Annotated in this window: 8 protein-coding genes and 1 tRNA gene; 5 read left to right on the top strand and 4 right to left on the bottom strand. The window is 45.4% G+C overall.

All coding sequences use genetic code 11. The annotated features are described in order from the left end of the window. Positions 1-59: 59 nt before the first annotated feature. The 3 genes from traF (at position 60) to HY811_01760 (ending at position 3,434) form a co-directional block, all read left to right on the top strand. Positions 60-1,571 (top strand): conjugal transfer protein TraF, encoded by a 1,512-nt coding sequence (gene traF, locus HY811_01770; GenBank protein MBI4833533.1) that lies wholly within the window; start codon positions 60-62, stop codon positions 1,569-1,571. Positions 1,572-1,696: 125 nt separating this feature from the next. Then, positions 1,697-3,022, top strand: coding sequence for an aspartate kinase (locus tag HY811_01765; GenBank protein ID MBI4833532.1), 1,326 nt, complete (start codon positions 1,697-1,699; stop codon positions 3,020-3,022). 10 nt (positions 3,023-3,032) lie between these two features. After that, entirely contained in the window at positions 3,033-3,434 is a 402-nt protein-coding gene (locus HY811_01760; protein MBI4833531.1) for a PilZ domain-containing protein, read from the top strand. 7 nt (positions 3,435-3,441) lie between these two features. Here the strand turns inward: HY811_01760 and HY811_01755 are convergent. From HY811_01755 to gspD, 4 genes are all read right to left on the bottom strand, one after another. Continuing rightward, a tRNA-Met gene (locus HY811_01755) sits at positions 3,442-3,515 on the bottom strand. Positions 3,516-3,553: 38 nt separating this feature from the next. Further along, positions 3,554-6,028 (bottom strand): leucine--tRNA ligase, encoded by a 2,475-nt coding sequence (locus HY811_01750; GenBank protein MBI4833530.1) that lies wholly within the window; start codon positions 6,026-6,028, stop codon positions 3,554-3,556. 136 nt (positions 6,029-6,164) lie between these two features. Beyond that, on the bottom strand, positions 6,165-7,244 hold the full coding sequence (locus tag HY811_01745; GenBank protein ID MBI4833529.1) for a hypothetical protein: 1,080 nt from the start codon (positions 7,242-7,244) through the stop codon (positions 6,165-6,167). 11 nt (positions 7,245-7,255) lie between these two features. Then, positions 7,256-9,109, bottom strand: a complete 1,854-nt coding sequence (gspD, locus tag HY811_01740; GenBank protein MBI4833528.1) for a type II secretion system secretin GspD — start codon at positions 9,107-9,109, stop codon at positions 7,256-7,258. A gap of 306 nt (positions 9,110-9,415) precedes the next feature. Here gspD and mtnA point away from each other — a divergent pair, with 306 nt between their 5' ends. After that, positions 9,416-10,459, top strand: coding sequence for an S-methyl-5-thioribose-1-phosphate isomerase (gene mtnA, locus HY811_01735; GenBank protein MBI4833527.1), 1,044 nt, complete (start codon positions 9,416-9,418; stop codon positions 10,457-10,459). Next, the gene (locus HY811_01730; GenBank protein MBI4833526.1) at positions 10,452-13,109 is read left to right on the top strand and encodes a VCBS repeat-containing protein; all 2,658 of its coding nucleotides are present in this window, start codon (positions 10,452-10,454) and stop codon (positions 13,107-13,109) included. The genes mtnA and HY811_01730 overlap by 8 nt, the downstream gene beginning before the upstream one ends. Positions 13,110-13,494 lie beyond the last annotated feature (385 nt).

The raw sequence follows: 13,494 nt of genomic DNA, 5'->3' as shown, positions 1-13,494 counted from the left end.
TTAAGAAATTTAATGTTATATAATAAGCTATCATAATAAGTTAATAAGAAAGGAAATATATGAAGATTCTGATAAAAACGGTTTTGATGGCAGTGTTAATCACCTCGGTTTCCGGAGTAGTTGGCTATGCCGAGGACTGGACGATATACGGTCCCAGGGCTCAAGGGATGGGGGGTACGGGCGTAGCGATAGAGGATGGGGCGACCGCTTCTTACTGGAATCCGGCTGGTATTACCTTGAATGACAAGTTCGGTTTGTATATCCCTTTTGGGACATCCATAGGCGCTGAAGGGGATATCATGGAGAACGTTGATGCGGTTGTCGATGTTATTGATTCCTCTGATTGGAATTCCATATCCACGAAAATGGATACCGGAGCAGCGCTGAGTCAGGCTGAATTGCAAACCGCACTTGACCTTTTTACAACCAAGATTCCCGCCATGGATAAAGAAGGCGAGGGATTCCTCCTGAGTTTAAACGGCGGATTGAATATTGGATTGGGGCAAACGGAATTGTTTGGTGGGAATATCGGTTTGTTCGGTAATGTAATAGGCAATATCGGAGTTGACCCAACGGTTAATGTGAATGAAATGATGTCGTTTAACGCCGGCGCCACGGCTATAGGCTCAATAAACAACTTGGTCGGTGCCGGTAATGACCGTTCAGGAGTGTTTACCAATCCCGGAAGCCAGGCTTTGGCAGATTCGATTGCAACGATATTTGCCACCGCCGGCGGGACGCAAAATCAGGCAGAAGAGTTAGTTTACCAGGCGGAATTAGCCGGAGTAAATACGTCCGACCCGATAGTCCAAAGCACATTGACCACCATTGCGCAATCAACCGCGACTACCGGAACCGGCAGTTCAACGGTTTCTACCAATTCGTCCGGCGTCCTTGTAAGCGGGATTAGTGTGACGGAATTAGGCGTAACTTACGGGCGTAAATTAATGGATGGTAAGATGTCCTTAGGCGGCAACCTGAAACTCCTACAGGGAGAAACCGTTTACAAATTATACCGTTTTGACGATATGGAGGAAGGCAGTGACTTCCTCAATGAACTTACAGATGATAACAGCACTAAAAAATCAACTACATTTGGGCTTGATGTCGGTGCTTTGTATAAAGTTGGTGAGATGGTTAAATTAGGTTTAACCGGCCGTAATATCAATGGTCCCAAATTTACCTGGGACGGCCCGGGTGATTATAAATTGGACCCGCAATACAGGTTCGGCGCTTCGCTTAAAGTGCCTCTTTTGTTACTTTCTTTCGATTACGATTTGAACAAAACCAAAAGCCAGGTTCTTGAAGGTTATGAATCCCAGATGATGGGCTTAGGCGCAGAAATAAACCTGATAGGATTTCTTTTCCTCAGGGCCGGTATGTATCAAAACAAGGCGATTTCCGGTTCGGGTAAGATTTATACGCTCGGGACAAGCATTAATCTGCTTTTGTTTAAATTGGATTTAGCTGTTGCCCAAGCAGATAAGGAAGTAACAATAGAATCCGGAACGGAAACAGAGGAAATAAAAGAGCGTTATGGCGTTTCTTTCGCCTTGAGTTTTCGTTATTAATGGTATAGGATTATAGTCCTAACCATTGAAAATCATATTGTCATGCCAGAGACAAATTCTTCTCTGGCCGAAAGTTATCGCAAAGCGGTTTTCTTGAAATAAACCGGTTAATAACCTTTTTTTCTATGCTGATAATGAAATTCGGTGGCAGAGCGCTTGCCACTCCTGAACGCATCAGGCATATCGCCGGGTTAATCAAACAAAGGCTCCCTCAAAATCCCGTGGTTATCATCTCCGCGCTGGCAGGGGTAACCGACCTCTTAGAACGCTTTGCATTGCAGGCTGTTTCCTCAGGCAAGGTGAATTTTATTCCCGTCTATCACAAGCATGAACGTATGCTTAAAAAACTCGGCCTTGACCCGTATTTTTTAGACGACCTTTCCCGTGATCTAGAAATGGCCGGTAGGGGCGTTTCCCTGTTGAAGGAGCTCACTCCCAGGACGCTTGATTATATCATGTCGTTCGGCGAGCGCATGGCGGCCCGGCTGTTTTCTCGTTATTTATCAGAGAAGGCGGATATCCCGACATTTCCTCTTGATGCTTACGATATCGGGTTAAAGACGGATTCCAATTTCGGTAACGCACGCCCTTTGGATTCATCCGCCCGGTCCATCCGCAAAAAGCTTAAATGGCGCCTGACTGTCCGGCCGGTTCCCGTCATCACCGGATTTATCGGCAAGGATGCAAACGGTGAAATTACCACACTTGGGCGTGACGGCAGCGATTACACCGCTTCGTTTATCGGGGCAGCGCTTGAAGCGGAAGAAATCCAGATATGGCGCGATGTGCCCGGCGTCATGACCGCCGATCCTCGCCTGGTAAAAGAAGCTTCGGTTGTGGAATCTATTTCCCTTAACGAAGCTAGTGAACTCGTTTATTACGGGACCGGTGTGCTTCATCCTTATATGCTTGCACCGGCCGTTGATAAAGGGATACCGGTGCGGATATTGGATATCATGCATCCTAAAGAGCCTGGGACGGTTATTTCCAACCGGAGGCACGATAAAAAGATAAAAACGATTGCTTATAAAAAGAATGCAGTGCTTGTTAATGTGGTTTCTCCGGAAATATTCCACCACCGGCGCTTCGTGACAAAAGTATTTGAAACACTCAACCTGCATGGCGTGTTTTTCCATCTTCTTACTTCATCTGAAATAAGCGTGTCGTTCATTGCGGGTTCGGAAACGCCATCCTTATACAAGGCATTGAAAGAAATTGGAGTATTTGCACGCGTGGATAGCATGAAAAATAAAGCCATTATCTGTATTATAGGCGAAGGGATAAAAAATAACCAGAAAGCAATCGGCCGGATATTCACCGCCCTACCCGTGCTCGGCGTAAAACCGGAAATGATGTCTTATAACCCCTTGAAAACCAATATGGCTTTTACGGTTGGGAATAAAGACGTTGCCAAAACCGTAAGGAAGATACATAATATTATATTTAATTAGGAGGATAGCTATGTCAGGTGCTTATGAAAGCGAACGCCGTGAATTTGTCCGGGTAAAAACAGAAATACTAGTCCGGTATAAATTTTTATGCACTTATAAGGAAGATAAAATCTTTGAAGAGATTCACCAAGGGTATACTTCCAATCTCAGCGGAGGAGGAATATTGCTTAAAGGCCCGGTGCCGGATTTCAACTGGATACCGGATTTGTTAATGCAGAAAACGGTTATCGGGGTTAATATGATGTTGCCGACCGAACAGGAACCGCTAAAGGCCCTCACCCGTGTTGCCTGGATAGAGGCGATTGACGAGAAAACACATACTTGTATACTGGGCTTGAAATTCAAGGAGATTACGCGCGAAGACCAGGATAAAATTTTCAAGTATATTATCCGTTCCCAAATGCCTTCTTGATGAGTAATAGCAGGGGTGGGGCTCGAACCCACGACCTAGAGCTTATGAATCTCTCGCTCTGACCAGCTGAGCTACCCTGCCATTTTAAAAGAACAGTATATCAAAAATCTAAAATCCGGTCAAGGAACTATATTCACCAATCGTTTGGGGACAATAATCATCTTGCGAGGGGTTTTTCCGTCCAGCAATTCTTTTATCTTATCGTCTTCAAGAGCTTTGGTTTTTATCTCGTCTTCCGCAGCATTCGTGGAAACAATTATCTTGCTTTTTACCTTGCCGTTGACCTGAATTACCAGCTCGATTTTTTCCGCCACCAGCATATCGGCGTCATACAAAGGCCAGGGCTGTGTAAAGATACTGTTTTTTTCTCCTAGTTTTTGCCACATTTCCTCTGACAAATGCGGCACAAACGGAGCTAATAAAACAACCACGGTCTTAATGGCTTCTTTAATAACGCCGTGGTTTGGAATTGGAGAATTAGGATTTGGGATTTGGGCATAAAGCTCATTCACCAGTTCCATTATCGCGCTTATTGCAGTATTGAATTCTAATTTAGGATCAATATCTTCTGTCACACGTTTAATGGTTTGATGGAGTTTTCTCTTTAACGCAATCAGGTTGTTATTTGCCGTTTCCTCTTTGCTGTTTGTTCCGTCTTGGCGGGATTCTATGCTGGCATTAATGAGATTCCATACCCTTACGAGGAATCGTTTGGCTCCGATTAAACCTTTTTCATGCCATTTGATTTCCCAATCCGAAGGAGCAAAGAAAAGCATGGCAAACCGTGAAACGTCTATTCCCCATTCTTCCATCAGTTGGCGCGGAGAAACCACGTTACCTTTGGACTTGGACATTACTTCGCCGTTTGCATCCAATACCATTCCATGGTTAAATAATCTCTTTGCCGGTTCGTCGAATGTCAGCCAGCCAGCATCGTGTAATACCTTTGTTATAAACCTGAAATATATCAAATGCCCGCAGGCATGTTCGGCGCCGCCGATATACAAATCAACCGGCAGCCATTCTTTCACTTTATCCTTGCCGAAAGGGGCGTTACTGTTTTTAGGGTCGCTGTAACGCAGATGATACCATGAGGAGCAGACAAAGGTATCCATGGTATCCGGATCGCGTTGGGCGTGCCCCTTGCATTTCGGGCAGGTTGTATTCATAAACGAAGGCACATCTGACAGTGGGGAGCGCCCTTTCGGTATGAAATCTTTTACGTCAGGCGGTAAAAGAACCGGTAAATCTTTTTCATCCACCGGCACCACGCCGCATTTTGGGCAATGTATCATTGGGATCGGCGCACCCCAGTAACGTTGGCGTGATAATAGCCAGTCTTTCAGACGGTAGTGGGTAGTGGCTTTTCCCAGTCCTTTTTCTTTAACGTATTCCGTTATTTTCTTGATGCCTTCTACAGAATTGATTCCGTTAAAAGGACCGCTGTTAACCATAGTTCCAGGATCGTTATATGCTTCGGTCATGGTTTCCGTGGAAAGAGATTTGTCTTTTGGATTGATGACAACCTTCATTGGAATATTATATTTCTTAGCAAAAAGGAAATCGCGTTGGTCATGGGCAGGGACGCCCATGACTATTCCCGTTCCGTAATGTAATAGGACATAATCAGCCACCCATAGCTGGACTTTTTCACCCGACAGGGGATTAATCGCATAACTTCCGGTAAAGACCCCGTCTTTTTCACCGGTAGTTGTCCGGTCCATTTCAGATTTAAGAGCGGCTTTTCTTATATATTCTTCAACTTCCTTTTTATGTTCGTGGGTGGTAAGTTCTTTAACCAGCGGGTGCTCCGGAGCCATGACCATAAAAGTCACGCCGTAAATAGTATCAGGTCTTGTGGTAAAAACCGAAACTTGTAATTTGGGGTTTGGAATTTGGAATTTAATCTCAGTCCCTTCACTTTTCCCGATCCAGTTTTTCTGCATGATTTTAATGTTCTCAGGCCAACCATTGAGTTTATCGATATCATTAAGCAAACGTTCGGCATAATCGGTGATTTTAAAGAACCATTGTTCGAGTTTGCGTTTGGTGACTTCGCTTTTGCAACGCCAGCAGATACCGCCTTCTACTTGTTCATTGGCAAGCACAGTTTTACAGGAAGGGCACCAGTTGACCGAGGAACCGGCGCGATAAGCCAGCCCCATTTTATAAAGGGTAAGGAATACCCATTGTGTCCATTTATAATATTCCGGGGTGCAGGTAATGACTTCCCTGTCCCAATCGTAACTTATGGCAAGTTGTTTTAAGGTTTCGCGGGATGTTTTGATGTTGTTCATGGTCCAATCACCCGGGTGCAGCTTGCGTTTGATAGCGGCTTCTTCCGCGGGCAGGCCGAAAGCATCCCACCCGAAAGGATGGAGAATATCAAAACCTTTCATTTTAAGATATCGCCAGAATACATCCCCGATAGTATAATTGCGGAAGTGTCCTATATGGATATCTCCGGATGGATAGGCGAACATTTCAAGTAAGTAGAATTTTTTCTTAGGCGAAGCGGGTGTGTTAAAAAGCCCGTTCTTTGCCCAGTTCGCCTGCCATTTGGATTCTATCGAATTAAAATCTTTTGTTTCCATTTGATTATTTTTTCTCTTATGCTGTGGGCACTAGGTACAAAATATATTATCGGCATATTATAGCGGTAAACAGCACGCGGTCAAGGTAATTCATTTACCGTATAAATGGTTTTTAGGATGAAGGGGTGAAGTTCGATTAATCTTTTATTTCAAATCTTCCCAGGGCGATTTTTTCGGTTGTGTCAACCTTGAATAACTCTACGAGATAAATTCCTTTTGCCCAGCCTTTTCTCTTTTCAACGTATACGTAATTATGGGTGCTATTCGGATTAATCGGTTTAGTGCCTAGGTAGGCGATAGTCCCGTCGGTCGTATTGCTCCAGCGGACAATGACTTTGGATAATCCGGCAAGCCCGCCCTGGTTAGGGAATGAAGCGTATATGCGGGTGTCGGTGGTTTTGAAATTAGTTGACTGGTTTAGAGGGGTATTGTCCGGATTTACCTGTGCGCCGAAAACTATTTTTTCCCCGTCACCGGGAACAGTGCCGCCCTGGCTTATCATGAAAAGGTTGGTGGCATAATCGTCTAGTTTTATATTTGGTGTGATTTCCGTTTTGGTGATGCCGGTAAATTCTTCGATCTTCTCATAAATAAATTCCGGAGGCAAGTCTTTCAGCATCGTTTTTATTTCTTGTTTTATCTGCTCCATCGGCATCTTGGAAAGTTTTTCCCTGTCTATCGGATAGCTTTTGTATTCTTCTGGTTTAAGTGGGGTAGGCGTGTTACCGCTGCCTGATCCGGAGGCCAAAGTATCCGAGGCCGTAGTTAATATCAATTCTTCTCTCGTCCTGGTATTAATCAGGATTACTTTGCTTTTCTCTATCAGTTTAACGCTCCAGCCGTAGATATCATCCTCTTCATAATAAGGTTTCTCTTTGTTAAGAGGGAGATAATTAATAATAGCCGAACAAAGAAGTTTGTTTTTAGGGTCAAAGATGATCCCTTTTAACAGGAAAAGTTTTTCCGGTTCAGGTTTGGTTTGCGGCAGGTCCGGGGTCCGGCTGAAAATATTCCTGTTGGAAATTATATTCTTATAAAAATCAAGCGGTTTGGTGCTGCTGGGGTTGTTGTCCGTTTCTAGGCCGGTCGGGGTTCTTACCTCTAGGTTTTGGGGGTTATTGCCCGAGCCAAGAGATGTTATTCCGAATATTAGGGTTCCTATTGCCAATACCAGGAAAATCCAGTTTATTTTGGGAAGTAATCTGTTGGAAACCATAAATTTAAATATTATTTTTGTTCTCTTATTTCTTTATCCTGGCATTCAGTTTCTTCCACTAATTCGGAAAACTGGCGCATGATTTTCGGGCTGATGAAGATACAAATATTTGTTTTTCTTACCTCATCTTTGGTCTTTCTAAATAATAACCCGAGCAAAGGGATATCACCTAATAGCGGGATTTTAGATACTGTTTTAATCTTATTATCCCTGGTTAACCCTCCGATTACTACAGTTTGGCGGTCTGGGACGGTTACGGTTGTCTTGGCGGTCCGGTCTGTTATAGATGGCCTGGTTTCTGAATAGGCGCTGTCAAAGAATTGTCCAACTTTCTGTTCCAGCTCGAGGCGCAAATAATTATCCTCGCTTATATGAGGGGTGATTTTTAACTCAATGCCGGCTGTCTGGTATCCGCCGAAAGTGATGCCTGTTACCGTACCGTCCGGTCCTACTGTTTTTTGGTCATAGGGAATTTGGTCGGAGATATTGATCGAAGCGGCGGAATTATCGTTGGTAAGCAATCTGGGAGCGGCTTTGACATCTATCCCGCCGTCTTTCTGGGCGGCTTGTAAAAGGAATGGGATATTGCCGTTGCTTCCTTTCCAGATGCCGAGTGTCAAGCCTCCGAGGTCGGATTGAAGCGGTATTTTCCCGTCAGTGGTCGTGGTGGACATCCCAAAAGTCGTCCCCCCGAAACCGGTTCCGTTGTCCGTGGGGTTTGTCGCCGTGGCTAATTCAATGCCGAGTTCCACCATTTTTTCCATGTTAAGCTCTACAATTGCCGCCTCTATTAACACCTGTATCTTTTTGACATCCAGTTCTTTCAGGAGTTTTTCTATTTCGGCATATATTAGAGGGGCGGTGTTGATAATGAGTGCATTGGTTGATTTTTCCGTTGTGATGGATAATTCAGGCTTTTTGACAGAAGCGGGCATAGCCGTTATTTGCTTTACAAAAATAGATTCCAGTATTTTTGCCGCATCTTCGACATTGATATTTGACAGTTTGTAAGTGTAAACACTTGTTTCTTTTTTGCCCGTTTCCGTGTCAAATGTGTCTATCAAACCGCTTAGTTGTTTTAAGTCTTCTTCTATAGCAACAATGACAATTGAATTAGTTCTGTCATCAGCATAGATAAAAGGCCTTCTTGTTATATTCTTCTGCGGGCGGGTTGCTTGCATTATATTAAGGTATTCGGTAAGGGTAGCACGCATTGTTGCGGCGGAAGCGAACTTCAGTTGTTTTGTGGTGCTTTTATATTCAGCCGGTTCTTCATCAAGCTGTTTGATAACGGTATTCAGTTTCCTGATGTTGGAAGCATATTCAGTAATAATTAAAGAGTTGGTGTCGGTATCCGGTATTATATTGCCTTCCTTACTTTTTAGTTGGACCAATAGATTTACCATCGTAGGCGCTTTGGCGAATTTAAGCGGGATAATCTGGGTGACAATCCGATCTGCCCATTCGGCTTTGTTTATGTCATCCGCGCTAGTGATTACGGTGGGGTGTTCTTTTGCTTCTGCGGCAGGGATCACCTTGATAACCGGCCCGGTGGTGATAAGAGTGAATCCTTTCATTCTTAAAATGGATTCGATGACGTCCGGTAGCCTGTCAGGGGGAATGGTTACCCCTTTCGGCGATATAATGTTGATAGGCAAATCCTTGGGGAAACGGTCATCATAGACCAGCGGTTTATTTTCTCTTCGGGCGATATATTCAAGCAAAGAGCTCAGTTTTGCCCCTTCCACTACCATGGTTACCCCTTCATCCGAAGTAGGCGGCTGCTTTTCCTGGGCGCCTGTAAAAATAACCATAATCGGGCATAAGAGCAATGAAAGAAAACCCACGCATAACAATTTACTCATTTTTCCCCCTAACCCTATATATTTCATATAACTACCCCATAATATGTAATATTATAGAAAGAAACCCTCAAATGTCAATAGTTATTCCTTATTAATATTATCGGTTTACCCCGTTAGAAATCCGCACTTATAATACTGATTATGGAATGACCAAGGCGTAATCTTTGCTTATTCGTGATTTCTAATGGGGTTGATTTTACTTGAAACTTTAGACCGATTAGGATAATAATGATTTATGGTATAGGACTATAGCCCTAACGACTAAAAATCACATTAAAGTTATCGTGTAATGATTTTATTGATTTTATGAAAGTTAAATCTCTGGAATGGATTAAAGGGGAAAACGGGTATTTAAAGTTGCTTGATCAGACCCTGCTTCCGCATAAAGTCAGGTATATAATCTGTAAAAATACGGATATAGTTTACCGGGCAATACAAGCTTTAGCGGTGCGCGGTGCGCCGGCCATCGGCGTAGCTGCCGGATACGGTTTGTATCTGGGTGCCCGGTGTATTAAGGCGAAAACACCGGGAGAATTTCTTAAAAGACTGGAAATAATAGCGCAAAAGCTCATCTCTGCCAGACCCACGGCGGTTAACCTGGCCTGGGCGGTCAATAGAATCAGTTCATCAGTCCATAAGCTGAATAGTTCATCAGTCAGCGAAATAAAGAAACAAATATTGCTGGAAGCCAAAGCCATACACCGTGAAGATATTGTTACCTGTGATAAAATAGGTAAAAGCGGTTCCGGATTAATCAGGAATGGAATGGGAGTCCTTACATATTGCAATGCCGGTTTGCTGGCAACCGCCGGAAGCGGTACGGCGCTGGCGGTGTTTTATCAGGCTAAGAAAGAAGGCAGGAAATTTAAGGTGTATGTACCGGAAACACGACCTCTTTTACAAGGCGCCCGGCTTACAGCCTGGGAATTGAAGCAGAATAAATTAGATGTGATTTTGTTATGCGATAATATGATAGGGAAATTGATGTCTGAAAGAAAGATAAAACTGGTTGTAACCGGCGCGGACCGCATAACCGCAAACGGTGATACCGCCAATAAAATAGGGACTTATCAGGTTGCGCTTATGGCTCATCATCATCGTATTCCTTTTTATGTTGCCGCGCCTTTATCCACCTTTGATTTCAAGCTGAGAACAGGCAAAGAAATACCCATAGAATTCCGCCCGGAAACGGAGGTCACTTGCATTGCCGGAAAACCCGTCGCCGCCAAAGGCGTGCCGGCTTACAACCCGGCGTTTGATGTTACTCCATCCGAATTTATTAAAGGCTTTATAACGGAAAAGGGCATAATCACCCCGTCCCATTTATATAAGGAGATAGTTCATGTATAAAATATTTTTATCCTTAAGCATATTTATCATTGCCGGCTGCAGTTATCTGGAGTTCGCTAAAGAGGAGGTCAAAAACGGCGACGAGATGGCGAATCTCCGGGAGCATCAAAGGGCTTTGATGCATTATCAATCGGCCTTGGAATCAAAGCCGCGCGATTCGGAAATCAAGCTGAAAATCGCCTGGCTTTACCGCCGGATAGAGAAAAATGAGGATGCAATCAACTGGTTTAACGCAATCATTGCCCAGCACCCGGATTGCTACGAGGCGTATTACGGGCTCTGGAATACCATGCTGGCGGTTGCCGAAGATGATGCATCAAAAGAAAACCGCAAAAAACAGGTTAAAGCCAAGCTGGAATCGCTTCTCAAGACGGATTCGCCCGGCGATAAATTATACAGCATGGCTTTTATGGTTTTTATGGAGCTGGAGGATTACCCAAAAGCGGACGAGATGAAAAAGCTGCTTATTTCTTCCTACCCGAAAAGCAAGGAACTGGATGATGTCGGACAGGAAAGCTTTGAGCGGATTCTTGGAGTCAGCCCGGAGCTCTCAAAGCGGGCGCCGCTTTGCGAGATATTCGTCAAAGAGTTTCCCCATCACAAAATGACCGGCACCGCTTACCGCATCGCGCTTACTTATTATTGGAGAGACGTTAAGATTAAAACCAAGGTGGAATCGCTCTGCCGGCAATGGATTGCTTCATGCCCGCAAGACCCGATGGCTTTTTATATGTCAAGCCGTGTTCATGCGGAAATGGATATAGATTTGCCGCAGGCGATGGAATGGGCCGAGGAGTGCGTCCGGCTTATAAAAAACGATAAAACCCCCAAGCCTTCATGGTATGATGAATGGCAATACAAGGATGCCGTGATGTTGTACCAGGCTTACGACGCTTTGGGGTGGGTGTATTATAAGTCCGGTGATTACGCAAAGGCCGAGCAGGTCTTGAAACGCGGATTGGAATCAAACGATTTTAATGATGTCTTGTGGTACCACCTCGGCAGGGTTTACCAGGCGACCGGGCGTTTAAGCGACGCGCTTAACGCCATGGCGCGTTCTTTGATGTGCCGGGGCGATATGCCCGAAGTCCATGAGGCGTTAAAGGAAATACTTCCCAAGATGATGACGCAGGCAACCGAACTGACCGGTGATGAATTGACCGGGAATTTTTACCAGGCGTTCGCTTCCGGATACGATACGGCTTACTTTGTGGATATCAGCGAAAAATCCGGGCTGGCCAAATCCGGCGGACGGCGCGTTGCCTGGGGGGATTTCGATAACGATGGCTTCCAGGATTTGCTGGTCGACGGCGGCGATTTATGGCGCAATAAAGGCGACGGGACATTTGAGGATGTCGCCGCCAAAGCCGGAATCAATATGGCTTGCGGCGGCGGAGCTTGGGCGGATATCGATAATGACGGGTGGCTGGATTTCTTTTCCTCCGGCTGGCCCGATGTCGCCTGGAAAAATAACGGGGACGGGACTTTTAAGAATATCACGGCGGACCTCGAAATAGCCAACGATAATGCCTTGACCGAAGGCGCCGCCTGGGGCGATTATAACCGCGACGGCTTTGTTGATATTTATATGGCGAATTATGAAAAGCCCGGAAAACAGCTTTCTATGGGCACGCCCGATAGGCTTCTGGAAAACGTCCGGGGCAAATGGTTCAGGGATGTCACCCTGGATGCCGGAACTGTTTCGCTTGAGCCGATGTGCGGGCGCGGGGTGGTCTGGGGCGATTATAATAATGACGGCTTCCCGGATATCTTTGTCGCCAATTACCGGCTTGACCCGGATTTCTTATGGAAGAATAACGGCAACGGCACTTTCACCAATGTCGCCCGCGAAACCGGCGCGGAAGGCGTCGCCGGTAAATATGGTTATTTTGGGCACGGCATCGGTGCGGATTTCGGCGATTTCAATAACGACGGCAACCTCGACCTTTTTGTCGGGAACCTGGCGCATCCGAGATATATGGAGTTTTCCAATATGAGTTATCTTTTAAAGAACAGCGGGGCGCCCGATTATAAATTCAGCGATTTTAGGCAACCGCTCGGCATCCGTTACGAGGAAACCCATTCCAATCCCGCCTGGTGCGATTATGACAACGACGGTCTGCTTGACTTATATATTACGTGCGTTTATGAAGGGCTGACTTCTTTCCTTTATAAGCAGGGAAAGAACGGGCGCTTTATCGATGCCACTTGGATTACCGGCACCAGACTGATGGACGGCTGGGGCTGTGCCTGGGCGGATTTTGATAACGACGGCGATATGGATTTGGCGGTGTCAGGAAAGGAAATTGTCCTGGACAAGGAGAAAGATAAAAAGGGATATCGTATCTTCCTTTTCCGCAACGAGACCAAACAGCTTTTGCCCGAGCGGCATTGGCTGGAGGTGAAACTGGTCGGTAAAGACTGCAACCGGTCCGCCATCGGCGCGCGCGTGACTATAAGTAATGGCAAGGCGAAATACACCCGCGAAGTCCAGGGCGGCACGGGCACCACCTGCCAGAGTTCTCTGGTCCAGCACTTCGGGTTGGGCGAGGGTGTAGACACGGTCTCCGTTTCCGTCCGCTGGCCCTGCGGAAAGGTCGAGGAACTGACCACCGCAGTCGACCACATTATCACGGTTGAGGAGAAATAAAGACAGGCAATTATTTTCTCTTACCTGCCAATATTTTAGTTGACAATCTTAGGCTGTACTTATATAATCCGGCTAAGTAAAAATAAAGTACTTTCATCCGTCATTTGAGACACACTCCAAGTGTGCGGCTCTGCCTTCTGGGCAGGGGCTGCGACACTGGTCACGCTTGGAGTCTTGACGGATGAAAGGCGAAACCCAGCAAGTAGTTCCTTGCCCTTTTTTATTTATCCCGACAGGGCGTCGGGGTTGGGCATAGGAAAAATAAATATTGGCAATAAATGAAATTGCCCTTGACAAAGAGATTAATAAAAGTTATAGTATCAAACAATAAATAAGGAGGATTTATATGGGTAAAAAACACCGCGCCGTTAACATAGGAGCTTTC

This window comes from Planctomycetota bacterium, assembly GCA_016207825.1.
In the GTDB taxonomy this organism is placed as follows: Bacteria; Planctomycetota; MHYJ01; order JACQXL01; family JACQZI01; genus JACQZI01.
The sequence above is the reverse complement of the archived record's forward strand: the minus strand, read 5'-3'. Positions and strand labels throughout refer to the sequence as shown.

Coding starts and splice junctions, on each gene's coding strand:
- traF (MBI4833533.1), top strand. CDS start 60: ATGAAGATTCTGATAAAAACGGTTTTGATGGCAGTGTTAATCACCTCG.
- HY811_01765 (MBI4833532.1), top strand. CDS start 1,697: ATGCTGATAATGAAATTCGGTGGCAGAGCGCTTGCCACTCCTGAACGC.
- HY811_01760 (MBI4833531.1), top strand. CDS start 3,033: ATGTCAGGTGCTTATGAAAGCGAACGCCGTGAATTTGTCCGGGTAAAA.
- HY811_01750 (MBI4833530.1), bottom strand. CDS start 6,028: ATGGAAACAAAAGATTTTAATTCGATAGAATCCAAATGGCAGGCGAAC.
- HY811_01745 (MBI4833529.1), bottom strand. CDS start 7,244: ATGGTTTCCAACAGATTACTTCCCAAAATAAACTGGATTTTCCTGGTA.
- gspD (MBI4833528.1), bottom strand. CDS start 9,109: ATGAGTAAATTGTTATGCGTGGGTTTTCTTTCATTGCTCTTATGCCCG.
- mtnA (MBI4833527.1), top strand. CDS start 9,416: ATGAAAGTTAAATCTCTGGAATGGATTAAAGGGGAAAACGGGTATTTA.
- HY811_01730 (MBI4833526.1), top strand. CDS start 10,452: ATGTATAAAATATTTTTATCCTTAAGCATATTTATCATTGCCGGCTGC.